An 18,017-nucleotide genomic window follows, 5' to 3' on the forward strand; every position below is an offset into this window, starting at 1 on the left:
CGGCGGCTCACCCCGCGGGGACCACCGTCCCGTCCTCCTGGACGAGCCCCACCCAGACCTCGCTCCACGTCCTGTCGACCGTGGTCGGCGGTCCCGTGAGCGTCCGGCCCAGGGTCTGCGACCACGTCCCGCCCACCGACGTGGTCGGCGGCTCCGACCACGGGTAGTCCGTCGCGTCGAACGACAGCGCCGCGACCGGTCCCCCGCCCCACGCGCCGCGGATCGCCGCGAGGTCGGCCGCCGACGGCGGGTCGAGCAGCTCGACCACCTCGACGTCGCACACCACCCGCAGCGTCGCCAGGTACCGGAACGGGCTGGAGTGCGTCCACACCACGCGGTCGACGCCCAGGTCGTCCAGCGCGTCGCAGACCGCGTGCGCCTGCGTCGCGCGGCCGGAGAGCTCGGTCACCCCGGCGACGGAGCCCCAGGTCGTCAGGGGGAACGCGACGACGGCGGCACCGAGCACACCGGCGAGCCACGTCCGCCACGACCCGCGCCCGGCCGTGCGGGTCGTGGGCGCCGCGATCGCCGCCAGCACGCAGGCCGCCGCGACCAGCAGCCCCGGGAACGTCGCGGGCACGAGCCGGCGCACCGCCCAGATCTGGTCCGGCGTGATGCTGACCTTGACCAGCGGGAACACCGCCGCGACCCCGACGACCGCGACCAGCAGCGCCGCGGCCGGGTCGCGCCGCACCACCGCCCGGTGCGCCAGCAGGGCCAGCCCTACGAACCCGAGCACCACCGCCGGCACGCCCAGGTACCAGGAGACCCAGGCGAGCGACTGCTCGTCGTAGGAGCGCGAGCCGTCGAGCGTCTGCCCAGCGGCCTGCTGCAGCACCGTGACCGCCCACCCGACCCCGGACCGCGGGTCGTTCGCGTGGCCCTGCCACCACAGCGGCCGCGACGCCAGCACCACGCCGAGCAGCAGCACGCCCCCCGCGCAGACCCAGCCGGACGACGTCCGCCGCGCGACGACGGCCGCGCGGGCGCGCGCGCCCACGGGCAGCACCAGCACCGTGAGCGCGACGAGCACCAGCGCCCCGGACGCCACCAGCAGCCGGGTGATCTGGGAGACGTGCAGCTGCACGTAGTCCGGGCTCAGCCGCACGACGTCGAGCAGGCCGAGGGCGACCATGGCGGTTCCTGTCACCAGCGCAGCGACGGCGCCCCGCACCGCTGCGGCCCGCTCCGGGCGCCCGACGGGGGTGGCGGCCACGAGCACCGCGGCGACGGCCAGTCCGGCCAGTGTGACCGCGCCGTCGATACGGACCGTTCCGACACCGCCGATCATCGCGCCGACCAGAGCGGCGCGAGCCGTGGCAGCCACCGGTACCGGTCCGCCGGGCGCGTCCGTGGCGTCCGCGCCGCCGTGCCAGAGGCCGTGCGCCAGCGCCAGTCCGCCGCACAGCAGCGTCACGGCCAGCGGCTCGGTGTAGGCCGCCCGCGTCAGGACCAGGAACGGCAGGCTGAGCGCGAGCGCGGCCGTCGGCACGAGCGCCCAGACGGGGCCGGCGAACCGCCGTGCGGCCGCGAACACCGCCACCAGCGCGACCGCCCCGACGAGCAGGTTCCCGGCGCGCACCGCGTGCTCGCCGCCGGCCCAGCCCAGCATCGCGAGGAGTCCGGGGAGCAGCTTGTTCCCCTGGGCCAGGAGCACCCCGTCGTGCAGCCCGAACGCCTCCGTGCCGGCAGACGCCCCGACCGCCGACGAGGCGGACGCAGCCGCCGCCTGCGCGCCACCGACCGGGATCGGCGCCGCGGGGTGGTCGACGAGCCAGAGCGCCTGCAGCGTGAGGAAGCCGGGGTCGCGGTTGACGACGACGAACTCGGCGACCGACCGCAGGCCGAGCACCAGCCAGCCCACGACGAGGGCGAGCAGCGCGGCCAGCGACGCGAGGTGCGCCCGCGTGGCCGGCGGGGCGGGCGGGACCAGCCGCCACGTCGCGACGACGAGCGCCGCCGCGAGCGGCAGCACGACCCAGGGCCGGAGCTGGCCGAGCAGCACCGCCACGAGCGCCGCCACCCCGCAGGCCAGCAGCGCGACCGGCAGCCGGTCGGGCAGGCTCAGCAGCAGCACGAGCACCCGCGAGCGCGCGGGGGGGATGCCGGGCACGGGCCGTGCGGCGCGACCGCCTGGTGGCGCCACCGGGCCCGTCACCAGGCGGTCGCCGCGGTCAGGGGACGTCGGCCTGCACCAGCGTGCCGCCGCCGCGCACCGTCAGCGCACCGTCGGACGCCGGGACGAACGCCGCCTGACCACGCGTGAGCGCGAGCGAGCCGTCGTGCTCGGACGTCGCCGTCATGCTGCCCTCCAGGCACAGCAGGATGCGCGGGCCACGACCCGGCAGCGGGTGCGCCTGACCGTCGGCGACGCGGGTCACCGACAGCTCGAAGTCGTCGACCGGCGCGTAGTAGACCCGGGTGGCCCCGTGGAACTTCTCGGGCGCGATGCGGATCGGCGGCGCGGCGACGTAGTCGACGTTGCGCAGCAGCTCGTCGACGTCGACGTGCTTGGGCGTCAGGCCCGCACGCAGCACGTTGTCCGAGCTCGCCATGACCTCGATGCCCAGGCCCTTGAGGTAGGCGTGGACGCCGCCGGCGGGGACGAACAGCGCGTCGCCGGGCTGGAGGGTGACCGGGTTGAGCAGCAGCGACGTCGCCACACCCGGGTCACCGGGGTACGCCTGCTGCAGCGTGACGACCGTGCGGTCCGCCCGCGGCGACGGCGAGCCGGCAGCCAGCCGCGCGGCGCAGGCCTCGGCGAGCAGGCCGACCTGCTCGGCGGTCGGCCGGGTCTCGGGGCGCAGCAGCCGCGTGAACACCCGCTCGATGCCCGCGGGGGTCGGCTGCTCGGCGAGCACGGTCCGCAGCTCGACGGCGAGCGGGGCCTTCAGCCCGTCCAGCAGCTCCACGGCCCGCCGCGGCGCGCGGAAGCCGCACAGCGCCTCGAACCGGGTCAGGGCGTACACCAGCTCGGGCTTGTGGTTGCGGTCGCGGTAGTTGCGGTGCGGGGCGTCGAGCGGCACGCCCGCGGCGTCCTCCTCGGCGTAGCCCTCGCGGGCGCGGTCGATGTGCGGGTGGACCTGCAGCGACAGCGGCGTCTCGGCGGCGATGACCTTGAGCAGGTACGGCAGGCCGGCCCCGAACCGCGCCTCCACGTCGGCGCCCAGCACGGACGTGGCGTCGCGCGCGATGACCTCCGGCATCGACAGCCCGGGCCCGCCGCCCTCGTGCACGCAGTACGACGGGGCGCTGGCGTGCGCCCCGAACCAGGCCTCCGCCACGGGCTCGCCGGTCGCCGGCGTCCCCAGGAGCGTCGGGATGGCGGTGGCCGATCCCCAGGCGTAGTTCTGGATGGCGTTGGTCAGGCGGTACACGCAGATCCCTCGAAGGTCGACGACGGGTGGTCGATCGTAGCCCGCGGACCCCGCGAGGTGCTGCGAACACGGGAAGTCTCGGCTACCGTGCCGGACGTGCCCCCTCGGCCCCCCGGTGTCCCCGGCGTCCCCGGCTCGTCGCGCTCCCCGGGCTACCCCCCGCTGTCCTGGATGGCGGGCCTGCGCTGGCCGATCGTCGCGCGGGTGCTGGTGCAGGAGCCACCCGGGTCGTCGGTCCTGGAGCTCGGCTGCGGCGAGGGCGCGGCCGGAGCGCGCCTGGCGGCGCGGTTCCACGACTACGTCGGCGTCGAGCCGGACGCCTCCTCGGCGCAGGTCGCCCGGGAGCGGGTGGCCCCCGCCGGTGGGCGGGTCGTGCACGACCTGGCCGAGATCGGCGACCGGCGGCCCGCGGACGTGCTGTGCGCGTTCGAGGTGCTCGAGCACGTCGAGGATGACGCTGCCGTGCTCCGGGAGTGGCTGCGGCACGCGGCACCGGGCGCCCGGCTGGTGTTCTCCGTCCCGGCCGACCCGCACCGCTACTCCACGACCGACCGGCTGGTCGGTCACTACCGCCGCTACACCGACGAGGGGCTGCGGACGACCCTGGAGCGCGCCGGCGTCACCGACATCGCACTGCGCCGCTACGCGTTCCCGCTGGGCTACGTTCTGGAGGACGTCCGCGACCTGATCGCCCGCCGCCGCCTGGCCGGGACCGCGGAGCACACGATGGAGCACCGCAGCCACGGATCGGGCCGGCTGCTGCAGCCCCGCGCCGCGTGGCAGGAGCCGGTGCGCCGCGCCCTGCTCACGCCGTTCCGCCTCCTCCAGGACGCGGTCCCGGGGCGCGGGCCGTGCCTGGTGGCCTGGGGCCGCGCGCCGCGCTGAGGGGAAGGTGCGGTCCGGGCTCAGCCTGCCGCGTCGGACCGCTGCGCCTGTGCCGCGCGCGCGGCGCCTCGCCGCAGCACCAGGACGCCCGCCCCCGCGAGCAGGAAGTCGGCGAGCGTCTGCGCCACGCGTGCGAGCAGGACGACCACGATGACCGCGCCCGCGTCCGGCGCGACGCCCGCGAGCAGGGCCACCAGCACGACCTCCCGGGCACCGAGCCCGGCGGGGACGACGACGACCACGAACCCGACCACCCACGCGAGCGCGTACGCGCCGGACACCCGGGCGTAGGCGTCCGCGTCGGCGGGGAACCCGACCCCGAGCCCGATCAGCCACAGCTGCAAACCCGCACACAGCCAGGCCGCGACCGACCAGCCCGCGGCCGCGACCGTCCCACGCGCCGTCAGGGGGTGCTCCAGCGGCTCGCGGCGAAGGAGCCTCATCGCGACGCCCAGCAGCCGGTTCGACACCGGCGGGGCCAGCAGGGCCACCGCGAGCGGCAGCGCGAGCCACACCCAGGCGTACCCGGCGCCCGCGCCGCCCGAGGTCAGCGTCAGCGCGGGGGCGGCCACGGCCAGCCCCGTGACCACCGACACCAGCAGCGCGACGGCCATCGCGCTGAACGAGCGCCGGCGCGGGATCCGCAGGTCGGCGCCCAGCTCGCTCACCGCGACCACGTTCCACACGCCACCCGGCACGTACTTGCCCAGCTGGCTGGGGAAGAACACCGCGAACGCCTTGCGCAGCGGGAGCGGCGACCCGAGGTCCGCGAGCACCGCGCGCCAGGACAGCAGCGTCAGCAGCAGGTAGACCACGCCGGTGAGCAGCGCGGCCAGCAGCAGACCCACCGGCATGTCGCGCAGCGCGGGGCCGATGTCGTCCCACTCGCGCTGCACCGCCCACACCGCGGCCGCGACCGCCACCACGAGGAACCCGCCACGCACCCACGGCGAACGCAGGGCCCCGAGCACCCGGCTCACCGCCACGCCTCCAGCCGTGCGACCAGGGTCTCGACGGCGCCACGTGCCGTGAACGAGCGCTCGGCGCGGTCGCCCGCCGCCGTCGCGAGCGCACGCACGCGGTCCCGGTCCGCCGCGAGCGCCCGCAGCGCGTCCGCCAGCGCGGCCGGGTCGCCCGGCGGGACGTGCACGACGTCGTCCCCGAAGGCTCGGCGTTGCGGCGCAGTATCGCTCGTGACGACGACGCAACGCGCCGCCGCACCCTGGAACACCTTGTTGGGCACGACGCGGCGCGCCTTGTCCCCGGTGCCGAAGATCCCGAGGCAGACGTCGTGCCGGGCGACGAGGTCCGGCAGCTCGTCCGAGTCGACCCAGTCCCGGCGGGTCACGCCCGGGACGCCGTCCAGCAGCGCGTCGACCTCGGGGCCGTCCTGCCCGCCGCCCACGACGGTCGCGGTGACCTCTCCGTCCAGCAGGCGCAGGGCCTCGGCGATCACCGGGGCGCCCTGCAGCGGGGTGAACAGGCCGTAGAAGACGACCGACAGCCGCTCGCCGGACCCGGCGGGCTCGCGTCGCGCCCCCGCGTCGGACCAGCGCGCGTCGGCGCCCACAGGAACGACGACGGCCCGCTCCTGGTGCCGCTCCGGCAGGGCGTCGCGGTGCTCCTCGGTGTCGACCAGCACCAGGTCGGCCGAGCGGAGCGCGACCTCGTCGAGCGCGCGCAGGGCGGCCTGCTTGAGCCCGCCGGTCTCGCCCCGGTCGACCGCGGTGCCCGCACCGGAGATCAGGTAGTCCAGCACCAGCGGCGCCGGACGCAGAAGCAGGCGGAGCAGCGGGGCGTCGAAGTGACCCAGGTACCCGACGAGCACGGCAGCCGGGCGCGGGCCGCGGCGCCGCCGGGCACGGACGCGCGGCACCAGCCGCCACCACGACCGCAGGATCGCGGCACCCAGCAGCGGCAGGCGGCTGGGCCGGCGCAGCACCTCGACGCGCTGGGCGGTGGTCAGCCGCAGCGGCTCGACGATCTCCTCGACCACGAGGCCGTGCGCGCGCAGACCCTCGACCAGCACCCGCACGCGCGGGTGCGCGCCGATGTCGTACGTGCCCGCCGCGAGCACGCGGAGCACGCCGGTCACTTGCCGTACTGGATCTGCTTGATCCGCTCGAGCTGGTCCTCCAGCAGCACCCGGTTGGTCCGTTGCAGGTCCGACAGCACCCCGAGCGCGGCGGACAGCAGCGCGGCGACCGACATGATCGCGGCGAAGATCAGCGACTGGATGTTGCCGTCGTTGGCGCCGTGCAGCGCCCACAGGATCACGAACCGCACCATCGGGATCAGCGCGAGCAGCCCGAACACGGCCGCCAGGCTCGCGAAGACCATGTGCGGCTTGAACATGAGGTAGCTGCGCACGATGGCCGACCCGGACTTGGCCATGTGGTGGAAGATGTTCTTGAACAGGCGCGACTCGCGGGTCTTGGCGTTGGTCGTGACCGGCACCGAGGCGATCCGCAGGCGCTTGTGGCCCGCCTGGATGATCGTCTCCATGCAGTACGAGAACTCGGTGACGATGTTCAGGCGGTAGAGAGCGGTCCGCGAGTACGCGCGGAACCCGCTCGCCGCGTCGGGCAACCGGGTGTCGGCCGCCTTGTTGACGACCGCGCTGCCCAGCCGCTGCATGAGCTTCTTGAACGGCGAGAAGTGCGCGATGGTGGCGGTCTGGCGGTCGGCGATGACGACGTCCGCGACGCCCTCGATGACGGGACGCACGAGGTCGGGGATCCTGTCCTGCGGGTACTGGTTGTCCCCGTCGGTGTTGACGACGATGTCGGCGCCGTGCGCGAGGGCGTAGTCGACCCCGTCGCGGAACGACCGCGCCAGGCCCATGTTGCGGGAGTGGTGCACGAAGTGCGTCACTCCGAGGGACCGCGCGACCTCGACCGTGCGGTCGGTCGAGCCGTCGTCGACGACGAGGATCTCGAGCTCGTCGACGCCGTCGATCTCACGGGGGATGGACGCGAGCACGGCGGGGAGGGTCTCCTCCTCGTTCAGGCACGGGATCTGGATGAAGACCTTCACTGCTGCTTCCTGGCTCGGGGAGGGCGCGAGGGGACACACGAGGCTACCCCAGGGGCCGCGCCACCGGCTGGCCGCAGGAGCGGCACCCCGGCCACGGATCAGCGCACGGACATCACGGCGCCGCCCGAGACGAGTCGCCACGGCACGGGCTCGCAGATCGGGTTGCTGATGCGGGCGGCGGCGGGCACCTCGACCCGCCAGGCCATCACCACCAGGTCGACGTCCCGCCAGTGCTCGGGCTCGAAGCCCTGCGGCAGGTAGGTGATGGTGCCGGTCTCCGTGGCCAGAGGCTCCAGCACCAGCCCCGAGTCCACCAGCCGGGCGTCGAGCGGCGCACCGCCGCGGAGCACGTCGAAGACGGTCACGGCCTCGGTCCCGGCGCACGACGCCGCGATCCGGATGTCGTTGCGACCTACCTGCTCGTCGGGCGCGAAGTCGGTCGACCGGTCCAGGTTCACCACCTCGAGCCCGAACGTGTACTCCAGCGGCCGCGCCAGTGCCGTCCACGTGTTCGGGAAGAAGTAGTCCTCGATCGCGTCGCCGCCGGCCGACGACCACAGCACGGGGTCGTCCCCCTGGGTCTCGGCGACGTCCGCCAGCCGCTGGGTCAGGTCGAACGCCCCGCCGAGGAACTCCCGGTCGTCCGCCGGGTCCAGCTGGGGCAGCGCGGCGGCGACGATCGCGCCCGCACTGCCGAGTGCCACGACTGCGGTGGCCGCTTCGCGCCCTCCCGCTGGGACCCGCGCGGCCCTCAGGCCCGCGCCGAGCACCGCCAGCAGCTGGTGCAGCGCGACCGCCGCAAGCACCACGAGGCCCGGGTACACCTCGCTGAACAGGTAGCGGTCCCAGTACAGGTAGAAGGCGTGCTCGCGCGGTCTGCCCAGCCGTGCGTCCTGCAGCACCAGGTACAGCACGACCACGACGGCCTGCGCCAGCAGCACCGGTCGCGCCGACCCTTCGGGCAGCCAGCGCGAGGCAACCGTGCCGACGACGCCGCCGACGACGAGCCACAGACCCATCCTCTGCAGGATGATCCACGCGTCACCCTCCTCGGACGCGATCGCGACGAGGACGCCTGCCAGCAGCGTTCCCGCGACCGCGAACGCGGCCGTCTGGCCGGGGCGCCACGCGCGCGGGACACGGGCGCGGCGGCCCGTCTCCCGCTCCGTGAGCAGTCTCTCGCGCCGGGCGTCCGCCCGCGTCGCAAGCGCGCCGAGGCCCAGCACCACCAGGCAGCCGACCATGGTCAGCGTCACCACTCCGACGGCCGTGGCCCCTCGCGGGTGCAACGCCCCCAGCTCATCCATCTGCCGCAGCAGACCGGCCGGCAGGAACTCGGGCAGCTGCGTGCCGACGTAGTAGCGCCGGATCTCAGCGATGCCGTACCAGTAGCTCACCGCCGCCGCGATGCCCGCCGTCGCGACCGCAGCCGCCCACGGCAGGGCCCAGCGCCGCCACGACCGCACCGCGAGCACCACGAGCAGCACCAGGACCAGCGGGAGCAGCACCAACGGCCCGTTCGCACGCAGCAGGCACAGCGCCACCAGCACGACGCCGCTGCCCACCACCGGCAAGAGCCAGCGCTCCTCCGACAGGGCGCGCTGGAGCAGCAGCAGCCACACCACCATCAGCGGCGCCACCAGCGCCTCGCTCACCGGGAACGACGAGAACCACACGGGGTGCAGGCTCACCGCCACCACTGCCGCGGTCCCCAGCACGACCCACCGACCGACGCCCAGCTGGTGCAGGAGCCGCCCCATCCCGAGGACCAGGAGCAGTCCCACCGCCGCCATACCCACGGTGGTGTGCTCGAACCCGAACAGCCGTGCCCCGACCGCCAGGTATGCCGGGAAGTACGGCGGCCAGCCCGCGTCGAGAGTCCCGGTCCGCACGAACTCGTTCGCCCAGTTCACGTAGGAGCCCATGTCGCCCACCCACGGCAGGAAGTTGACCTGCCGCAGGCGCAGCAGCCCGGCACCGGCAGCGACCGCCACCCAGCCGACCCCGGCGAGCACGCCCGCGACGGTCGGCCGCCCCGGGCGGACAGGCAACCCGGCCCCCCGCCGCCACGCCACGGCCACCGCCGCCGCCAGCCACGCGACCGCGGGCAGCACCGCCCCCGCGGACCCCCACCACGCCCACAAGGTCACGCCCAACGGCACGACCACGAAGCCGAGCAGCGCCGCGTCGCAGACAGCCGCGACCCACCCGTCCCGCGCTCGCCGCAGCAGCAGCGCGAACGGCACGCCGGCGACGAAGAACACCGAGCCGAGGGCAGCGGTCGCCAGGGCAACGTCACGCACGGCTGAGGGGCTCCTCGACGTCGGTGGGGCGCGATCGCGCGGGGGTTGCGGCGCGAAGGGACCTCACCATCCTAGGTGCGTCGTCCGAGTGACCTGCGTCCGACGCTCAGCGACGCCCCGCCAGCACGTCGGTCACGAAGTCGTAGAACAGCGGCGAGGCCGTCCGCCCGTACTCGTAGGTGAGATGCACCTGATCGGCGTAGACGCGGACGTTGCCGATGACCGACGGGCAGTCGCCGTCAACGCAGGCGTACGGCGTCACATCGAGCACGTGGACGTTGCCGGGGACCTCGACGCCCAGGATCTCGGCATCATCGCCATAGAGCCGCTCGCGCGGGAATACGCACCGGTCGTCCGTCGGGCAGACGAAGTCGGCAGACGGCAGACCGGCGTTCGCGCGCACGGCGATCACGTCGGTCCCGAGCTCCTGGAGGGCCTCCCAACCTCCCACGTAGGACTCGGGTACCCACTCAGCGGAACCGTCCGGCGCGAACGGACGCGAGTACGTGGTCACAACCAGGTCCGGCGGGTCCTCCCGCAACTCCTCGAGGACGAGGCCGTTCCACCGCTCGCAGTTCCGCAGCGCCGCTTCTCCTGTGACGAACTCCGCGAGATCGTCGCCGAACGCGAACGGGCACCCGCCCCGGATATACGTCGTGACCGTCCAGCCGAGCTGGTCGGCGACCATGTGTACCGGAGCGTGCCAGGCCGCCGAGTGGGAGCTTCCGAGCAGGACCACGTCGCCGGTCGCCGCCCCGTACTCGGTGCGGTGGTCCCACAGGCACCAGAGGTGGTCACCGATCACCGGGCAGCCGTCCTCCGTGGCCTCCTCGGTCGCTTCCTCCTCGGCCTTCTTGCCGGGGACGGGGATCGCCGGCTTGCCGGCCGGGACCGGGTACGCCTCCGGATCGACCACCGACATCATGCCCGGGTAGTCGGTCAGCTCGGCGTTGGCCGCGAGTGTCGTGATCGACCGCTCCCAGTCGATGTCCTGCTTCGTCCCCCGACCCACTCCCACTGTCGCCACCGCCACCACCACGGCCGTCACCACCCCCACCGCCCGCCACCGAGCAGGACGAGCACGCCAGCTCTGCCGGAGCGGCTGCTCGAGGAGGTGGTGCGTCGCGATGCTGAGCACCACCGAGACCGAGGCCGCCACGAGGGCTCCGGTGATTCCGAGCCGCGACTCGCGGGTCGCGAGGAGCCAGACCGACATCACCGGCCAGTGCCACAGGTACAGGGCGTAGGAGTACCGGCCGGCCGAGGCGAGGGGCCGAGCGCCGAGGAGCCGGTCGACCCCGTACCGGGTGGGCTCGGTGCCTGCGAGGATGATCGCGGCCGCAGCGACGAGCGGGACCAACGCCCGCGGGCCGGGGAACTGCGTGGTCCCGTCCACGAAGAGCCCGGCAAGGCACAGCACCACCAGTCCGGCCCACCCGAGCAGCACGCGGAGCCATCCGGGGATCAACAGCTGCCTCGCAGCGAGAGCCAGGAGGGCTCCGGCGAGGAACTCCCAGGCGCGGGCCACGGTGCTGAAGTACGCCGCCCGCTGGTCTAGAGCGACGAGCCACCAGCTGCCACCGATCGCGATCACGGTGACGAGGGCGACCGGTACGACCATCGACGACGCGTCACGCGGCCGCAGTCGCCGCCACGCGGCCGCGACGGTCAGCAGGAGCCAGGGCGCGACGAGGAAGACCTGGGCCTGGACTGAGAGCGACCAGAAGTGCTGGAACGGGTTGAGGTAGGTCGAGGTCGCGCCGTACTCGGTTCCGGAGAGATCAAGCCACCAGTTCTCGACGTAGGCGGCCGACGCCGTGAAGTCGCGGCCGAACGTCGCCATGTCACCGCGGCCCGCGACGCTGAGTGCCGCAACCCCGACCGCGGCGCAGACGAACCAGGCCAGGGGGACGAGCCGCCGCGCGGTTCGCCGGTAGAAGGCAGCGACGCCGAGCGCCTCGCCCTGCTCGGCACGTCGCGCGAGACCGCCGAGGACGAAGTAGCCGGAGATGAACAGGAAGACGTCGACTCCACCGGACACGCCCGCCTGCGCATAGTGGTAGACCACCACGAGGAGGACGGCGACGATGCGCAGCCCCTCGATGTCGGCGCGGCGCCGGGTTCGAGACGGCCGCGACGAGGCGACGCCACAGGATTCCGGAGGACCCGGCACTTCCTGCGGCATGTCCCGTCCCACACTCCCACCAGCTCGTCGTTCTGCAGGACTCCCGTGGACCCTGCACCGCGGTGGGCAGACACTCATCTACCGTGCGGATGGGAGCGGTTCAGCAGGCTATCTCAGGACCGCTGGCAAGCCCGGGCCGCGACGCCCGATACCCCTGATCGGAGGCATCGGGGTTTCGAGTTGGTGCTCCCCGGCGCGTTCATGCGCCATGATGTGTGCCCATGCGCGGCATCATCCTGGCAGGGGGCTCCGGAACCCGGCTGCACCCCATCACCCTCGGCGTCAGCAAGCAGCTCGTCCCGGTCTACGACAAGCCGATGATCTACTACCCGCTGTCGACGCTGATGCTGGCCGGCATCAAGGACGTGCTCGTCATCACGACGCCCCATGACGCGGAGCAGTTCCAGCGGCTGCTGGGCGACGGCTCGCAGTTCGGCATCTCCATCAGCTACACGGTCCAGGCCGAGCCCAACGGGCTCGCGCAGGCGTTCGTGCTCGGCGCGGACTTCGTCGGCGGCGACTCCGCCGCGCTCGTCCTCGGCGACAACATCTTCTACGGGCCCGGCCTCGGTTCCCAGCTCACCCGGTTCGAGGCCATCGACGGCGCCGCCGTGTTCGCCTACCGGGTTGCCGACCCGACCGCTTACGGAGTAGTTGAGTTCGACGCCGACGGCCGAGCGCTCTCCCTCGAGGAGAAGCCAGCCCGGCCCAAGTCCTCGTACGCCGTGCCCGGCCTCTACTTCTACGACAACGACGTCGTCGCCGTCGCGCGCGACCTCGAGCCCTCCGCGCGCGGCGAGTACGAGATCACCGACATCAACCGCCACTACCTGGAGCAGGGCCGCCTCCAGGTCGAGGTCCTCCCCCGTGGCACCGCGTGGCTCGATACCGGCACGTTCGACTCCCTGGTCGAGGCATCCGACTTCGTGCGCACCATCGAGCACCGGCAGGGGCTCAAGGTCGGCGCGCCGGAGGAGGTCGCCTGGCGACGCGGGTTCCTCAGCGACGACGAGCTGCGCGTACGCGCCGAGAAGCTCGTCAAGTCGGGCTACGGCACCTACCTGCTCGGTCTCCTCGACTGACCGTGCCCGCACGCGGCACGCCCCGCGCAGATACCATCCCCACCACCCGACAGGCCACGATTCGATGACCAGCCATCCCGTACTGCCCGAGCCGATCTACGTCACTCGACCGCTCATCCCGGCGTGGGCGTCGATCGAGCCGGCGCTCCGGGCGGTATTCGAGTCGGGGACACTGACGAACATGGGCCCGTGGCACCAGCGGCTCGAGCAGCAGCTCCAGGAGCGTCTCGGGCACGGCCATCTCTCGCTCTGGAACAACGGGACGAACGCACTCCTCGGGATGCTCAGCCAGTTCGACCTGAGCGGTGAGGTCGTGGTCACGCCCTTCACCTTCCCCGCGACCGTCCACGCGATCGCCACCCTCGGTCTCACCCCGGTGTTCGCGGACGTCCGGGACGACGACCTGACGCTCTCGGCCGAGAGCGTCAAGGAGCGCGTCACCGAGCAGACCAGCGCCGTCCTGGGCACCCACGTGTACGGGAACTTCTGCGACACCGTCGGTCTCGCGAAGGTGGCGAGCGAGGGCTCCCGCGAGCGACCGATCCGCGTCCTCTACGACGGCGCGCACATCTTCGGGCGCAAGGCGCCGGTGTTCGAGGACGCCACCGAGATCGGTGATGCAACCATCCTGAGTTTCCACGCGACGAAGCTGTACCACACGGTCGAGGGCGGGGCGATCGTGACACCGGACGCCGACCAGCACCGGCGGTTCCGCACCGCTCGCAACTTCGGCATCCTCGGCGAGGAGCACAACACGGGCGTCGGCCTGAACGGCAAGATGAGCGAGGTCCACGCGGCCGTGGGAACGGTGGTCCTGGACCACCTGGACCAGGAGCTCCAGCGACGCGCCGATCTCGCCGCTCGGTACACCGAGCGCCTGCGCGACATCGAGGGAATCCGGATCCTGTCGGGCGACGGCACGTTCCACCAGTACATGACCATCCGGGTGGACGGCCGGATCCGGCCCGGGGGCCGGGACGTCCTTCGCCAGCGGCTGCTCGACCACAACGTGGTGAGCCGCAAGTACTTCTTCCCCCTGTGCTCCGACATCGACGTCTACCGGGACCTGCCTTCGGCGCGCGGTCTCGACGTCGCCGAGCGTGCTGCTCAGGAGTGCCTGGTGCTCCCGCTCTACGGGGACCTCCCCGCCTCGGTCGTCGACTACATCTGCGACCTCGTCGACGACTTCGCTGGAGAGTGAGCACGTGACCGACGCACCCGCGACCACAGCGGCGCCCGACATCTCGGTCCTCCTGGTCACGTACAACCACGAGGAGTACATCCTCGAGGCCCTCGACTCGATCGCGATGCAGCGCACCGAGCGCAGCGTCGAGGTGGTCGTCGCCGACGACAGCTCGACCGACAGCACGCGCTCGCTCGTCGAGGCGTGGGCGCTCCGGCACCCCGATGTGGCGCTCCGCGTCCTCGACGCCGAGCCGCGACTGGGCATCACCTCGAACTACTGGCGAGGATTCCGGTCGTGCCGCGGGGCGTACGTCGCCGTCCTCGAGGGCGACGACAGGTGGCTCGCGAGCGACAAGCTCGAGCTCCAGGCCGCTGCACTCGACTCGCGCGCCGACCTCGCGATGGTGGCGTGCCGCGTCGTGCTCTACGACACGGAGGCGCGCAACGGGCAGGTCCTCCCGCTGATCGGGTTCGACCGACACCTGACCGTGCTCTCGGACGACGAGATCGCCCGGGCCAACTGGTTCGCTACGTTCAGCGCCTGCATGTACCGGCGGACCGCGCTGTGGCGCATCTCTCCGGCGGTGTTCGAGGTGACGAGCTTCGACTGGGCGATCAACATGGCCGTCACCGAGTTCGGAGACGCAGCGCTCCTCCCGCAGGCCATGACGATGTACCGCACGCACTCGGGCGGGCACTGGTCGGGCAAGAGCGAGATCGACCGGCTCGAGCAGATCCACGGGCTCATCCCGACGTACATGGACCTGTTCGGCCGCCGCTTGAACCGCGCGCTCAACAGGCACCTCCGGGACATCGAGGCGCAGATCGTCGCCGTGCGCGACCTGCCGTCCGGAGGCAGCACAGGTGAGCCGGATGACTTCGGCTACAGCGCACCCGCTGTGACCGCCGCACCGCCGACCGTGTCGGTCGTGATGGCTTCGTACAACCACGCCGACTTCGTCGAGCACTCGATCAACTCCGTGCTCGACCAGACCTACGGCGACTTCGAGCTGCTCATCGTGGACGACGGCTCGGCGGACGCCACCTGGCGTCGTATCCAGACGATCAGCGACCCACGCATCCGTGCGTACCGGCTCGGCCAGAACCAGGGCGGTGCCGCGGCCCTGAACTACGGCATCCAGGAGGCGCGCGGCGAGTTCGTCGCGGTGATCAACTCGGACGACATGTGGCATCCGGACAAGCTCGCCCGGCAGCTTGAGGTGTTCGCGGAGCGACCGGAGCTGGGAGCCGTCTTCACCAGCGCTCGGTTCGTCGACGAGTCAGGCGCGCCGATGCCGGCGACGGAGATCCTCCCGTGGCACGACGTGTTCCGCGCCCGGAACCGGTCGCAGGGGCGCTGGCTCCGGCACTTCTTCGAGCAGGGCAACCTGCTGTGCCACCCCAGCGTGCTGATCCGCAGGTCGTTCTACCTGGCACATGGCCTGTACGACAACCGGCTCCGGCAGCTCCCCGACCTCGACATGTGGGTCCGTCTGGTCAAGCACCACCCGATCCACGTGATCGACAACGAGGACCTCGTGCTGTTCCGTGTGCTGACCCAGGGCCGCAACACGAGCGCGGTCAGCGACGTCACGGTCGCCCGCACGTACCGCGAGCACCTGATCGTCATGGAACGCTTCTTCGAGGACTGCCCCGACGGCGTCCTGGTGGACGGGTTCGGCGACGTGATGCGTCGCGCTACGTTCTCCTCCCCGCAGGAGCGGGCGATCGCGGAGATGCTCCTCTGGCTCAACACCTCGTGCCCGATGCAGGAGATCAACCGCTCCTTCGGCATGCGCACCCTCTACGAGCTGCTCGGGGACGAGAAGACAGCGCGGCTGCTGAAAGCCCAGGAAGGCATCACCGACCAGACGTTCCACGCCCAGACGGGCTCGCTGGACGCCTTCGACCGTGCGGGGAGCCAGCCGTGGACCGTACTGTCGTCGCCGCTCGCGGTCGCTCCGCTCCTCGCCGACCGCGCGACGACACGCACCCTGGTCAAGATCATCAAGAAGCGCATGCAGGACACGCGCGTACGGGACTGGCCGGCTCGGGCCAGAATCCACCTGCAGCGCGGGGAGGCGTGAACGACGTGGCCGCTCGTGCGCCCCGGACCGTGATCCTCGACGACCACTTTCCGACGCTCTCGTCCGGATTCCGGCTCGCCGAGTTCACCGAGCTGATGCGTGCGGGGCTCGTCGACGAGGTGCTGACCACGATGGGCCCCTTCGACGAGGTGCTCGCGCCGTTCGCCGAGCGCTACCCCGAGCTCGCGCATCGGGTCCGGCCCTACAGCCCGGACCTGATGTCCGGCTACGACCAGGCCTACATCGTCTTCCTCAACAACGCGAACTACTACCTCGAAGCGCTCGAGGACGCCCGGCTGCCGTTCGTGCTCACCCTCTTCCCCGGCGGCGGTCTAGACGGCTCCGAGGAGTGCCGGTCCAAGCTCCGACGAGTGCTCGGGTCCCCGTTGCTCCGGCACGTGCTCACCACACAGCCGAGAGTGAGCGAGCTGGTCAGTTCGGAGTTCCCGGACGTGCCGCAGACGTTGCTCTCCGGTCTCTTCGCGAGCCCCGGCTACTTCGTGCCGGGTGCCGGGACGCGCGAGAACTACTACGGGTCGTCGAAGGAGACGCTCGACCTGTGCTTCGTCGCGCACAAGTACTCCACCACCGGTGCCGATAAGGGGTTCCCCGTCTTCGTCGAGACGATCAACGAGCTCCGACGGCACGGTCTGCCCGCGCGAGGACACATCGTGGGCGAGTTCACCGCGGAGGACGTCGAGGCGGTCGGGGACGCCACACACATCGCCACCTACGGAGTCCTCGACTCGGACCAGCTCCGTCAGTTCTACGGGGGCATGGATGCGATCGTGTCGCCGAACGTCCCCGGTGTGCTGTCGACGGGCGCCTTCGACGGGTTCCCCCTCGCGTCGTGCGTCGAGGGCGCACTGTGCGGGGTCGCCATGATCGTGAGCGACGAGCTGCACCAGAACCGCTTCCTGCGCGACGGACGGGATGCGCTGATCGTCTCCCCCACGAGCAAGGCCGTCGTCGACAGGATCGAGCGGGTGCTGCTGGAACGCGACGGCATCAGGCGGATCGCGCGGTCGGGTCTGCGAGTCGTGAGGTATGTCTACTCCCCGGGCCGCCAGCTCGATCTGCGCGCGCCCGTGCTCGCCAGAGTGGCGGAGTCCGTGTGACATCCGGCTACGGCCTCCTCGGCGCCGGTGCCCAGGCCGCCGAGGCGCAGGAGTGGCGAGGGAAGCCGGCCGACTTCTTCTTCGTCGACGACGCGTGGGCGGATCCGACGGCGGGACGATACGGATCGTCGTCCGTCCCCGACGAGCTGACGGTGCTTCCCGTCGCGGCGGCAGTCGGCCCGCCCGCGGTCCGGAGACGGCTCGTCGGGCTCTGGAGCGGCTCGACGTTCTCGACCATCGTCTCCGCGCACGCCGTCGTCTCCGGCGAGGCTCAGGTCGGCGACGGATCGCTGATAGGTCCGCTGGCGGTTCTCTCGGTCGGTGTCGCGGTGGGACGTCATTGCCTGATCAACATCGGTGCCACGCTGAGCCACGACACGCAGGTCGACGACTTCGCCACCGTCAGCCCCGGCGCTCACGTCGCGGGCAGGTGTCGGATCGGCGCTGGCGCCGTCGTCGGAGTCGGGGCGAGCCTCCTCCCAGGGGTGTCTATCGGGGCCGGCGCGATCATCGGCGCGGGCGCGGTCCTCACGCGCGACGCCGACCCCGGAGGCGTGTACGTCGGTGTGCCGGCCCGCAAGATCGACGACCGGATCGAGTGGGCGACGTCCATCTAGCGACCGTGCCGTCGGGTCCTGGCACTTCGCACAGCGTGTTGCCAGGGCCCCGCAGCCTCGCGACGACGCACGGGTTTCGTCACGTTCCGGGTCTGCTCCCTGCGATCTTGCCGCACCGCATCAGAGGCCGAACGTCAACGTG

13 protein-coding genes are annotated in these 18,017 nt (G+C 72.4%); 6 read left to right on the top strand and 7 right to left on the bottom strand.

The annotated features are described in order from the left end of the window. Nucleotides 1–7 precede the first annotated feature (7 nt). Nucleotides 8–2,113, bottom strand: coding sequence for a hypothetical protein (locus K5O09_RS13180; RefSeq protein ID WP_222169963.1), 2,106 nt, complete (start codon nt 2,111–2,113; stop codon nt 8–10). Between the two features lie 61 nt (nt 2,114–2,174). Beyond that, nucleotides 2,175–3,377 carry a mannose-6-phosphate isomerase, class I gene (manA, locus tag K5O09_RS13185; RefSeq protein WP_222169964.1) on the bottom strand — a complete coding sequence of 401 codons (1,203 nt, stop codon included), beginning with the start codon at nt 3,375–3,377 and terminating at the stop codon, nt 2,175–2,177. Between the two features lie 96 nt (nt 3,378–3,473). On the opposite strand from manA, the gene K5O09_RS13190 reads away from it, so the two are divergent. Beyond that, nucleotides 3,474–4,262: a bifunctional 2-polyprenyl-6-hydroxyphenol methylase/3-demethylubiquinol 3-O-methyltransferase UbiG gene (locus tag K5O09_RS13190; RefSeq protein WP_222169965.1), complete on the top strand. Its 789-nt coding sequence runs from the start codon at nt 3,474–3,476 to the stop codon at nt 4,260–4,262. A 20-nt stretch (nt 4,263–4,282) separates the two neighbouring features. On the opposite strand, the gene K5O09_RS13195 is transcribed toward K5O09_RS13190, so the two are convergent. The 5 genes from K5O09_RS13195 to K5O09_RS13215 all read right to left on the bottom strand — a co-directional run bounded on the left by K5O09_RS13195 (nt 4,283) and on the right by K5O09_RS13215 (nt 11,864). Then, a complete protein-coding gene (locus K5O09_RS13195; RefSeq protein WP_255595422.1) occupies nt 4,283–5,248 on the bottom strand; it encodes a lysylphosphatidylglycerol synthase domain-containing protein in 966 nt (321 codons plus the stop codon). Continuing rightward, a complete protein-coding gene (locus tag K5O09_RS13200) occupies nt 5,239–6,357 on the bottom strand; it encodes a glycosyltransferase (protein WP_255595423.1) in 1,119 nt (372 codons plus the stop codon). Before K5O09_RS13200 ends, K5O09_RS13195 begins: the two co-directional genes overlap by 10 nt. Further along, nucleotides 6,354–7,298 (bottom strand): glycosyltransferase family 2 protein, encoded by a 945-nt coding sequence (locus K5O09_RS13205; protein ID WP_222169966.1) that lies wholly within the window; start codon nt 7,296–7,298, stop codon nt 6,354–6,356. The genes K5O09_RS13200 and K5O09_RS13205 overlap by 4 nt, the downstream gene beginning before the upstream one ends. 98 nt (nt 7,299–7,396) lie before the next feature. Continuing rightward, nucleotides 7,397–9,601, bottom strand: coding sequence for a hypothetical protein (locus K5O09_RS13210; RefSeq protein ID WP_222169967.1), 2,205 nt, complete (start codon nt 9,599–9,601; stop codon nt 7,397–7,399). A gap of 106 nt (nt 9,602–9,707) precedes the next feature. Then, entirely contained in the window at nt 9,708–11,864 is a 2,157-nt protein-coding gene (locus tag K5O09_RS13215) for an acyltransferase family protein (protein ID WP_370635453.1), read from the bottom strand. Between the two features lie 143 nt (nt 11,865–12,007). Here K5O09_RS13215 and rfbA point away from each other — a divergent pair, with 143 nt between their 5' ends. From rfbA to K5O09_RS13240, 5 genes are all read left to right on the top strand, one after another. Continuing rightward, a complete protein-coding gene (rfbA, locus tag K5O09_RS13220) occupies nt 12,008–12,868 on the top strand; it encodes a glucose-1-phosphate thymidylyltransferase RfbA (RefSeq protein ID WP_222169969.1) in 861 nt (286 codons plus the stop codon). Nucleotides 12,869–12,932: 64 nt separating this feature from the next. Continuing rightward, nucleotides 12,933–14,069 carry a DegT/DnrJ/EryC1/StrS aminotransferase family protein gene (locus K5O09_RS13225; protein ID WP_222169970.1) on the top strand — a complete coding sequence of 379 codons (1,137 nt, stop codon included), beginning with the start codon at nt 12,933–12,935 and terminating at the stop codon, nt 14,067–14,069. A 4-nt stretch (nt 14,070–14,073) separates the two neighbouring features. Next, a complete protein-coding gene (locus K5O09_RS13230; RefSeq protein ID WP_222169971.1) occupies nt 14,074–16,140 on the top strand; it encodes a glycosyltransferase in 2,067 nt (688 codons plus the stop codon). Then, nucleotides 16,137–17,258: a glycosyltransferase gene (locus K5O09_RS13235; RefSeq protein WP_222169972.1), complete on the top strand. Its 1,122-nt coding sequence runs from the start codon at nt 16,137–16,139 to the stop codon at nt 17,256–17,258. The genes K5O09_RS13230 and K5O09_RS13235 overlap by 4 nt, the downstream gene beginning before the upstream one ends. Then, nucleotides 17,255–17,875, top strand: a complete 621-nt coding sequence (locus tag K5O09_RS13240) for a DapH/DapD/GlmU-related protein (protein WP_222169973.1) — start codon at nt 17,255–17,257, stop codon at nt 17,873–17,875. The genes K5O09_RS13235 and K5O09_RS13240 overlap by 4 nt, the downstream gene beginning before the upstream one ends. The last annotated feature ends 142 nt before the right edge of the window (nt 17,876–18,017 follow it).

The organism is Cellulomonas sp. C5510, from assembly GCF_019797765.1.
Lineage (GTDB): Bacteria > Actinomycetota > Actinomycetes > Actinomycetales > Cellulomonadaceae > Cellulomonas.

Bases quoted from the DNA above. Each gene is read 5' to 3' on its own strand.
- K5O09_RS13215 (WP_370635453.1), bottom strand. From the start codon at position 11,864: ATGAGTGTCTGCCCACCGCGGTGCAGGGTCCACGGGAGTCCTGCAGAA.
- K5O09_RS13225 (WP_222169970.1), top strand. From the start codon at position 12,933: ATGACCAGCCATCCCGTACTGCCCGAGCCGATCTACGTCACTCGACCG.
- rfbA (WP_222169969.1), top strand. From the start codon at position 12,008: ATGCGCGGCATCATCCTGGCAGGGGGCTCCGGAACCCGGCTGCACCCC.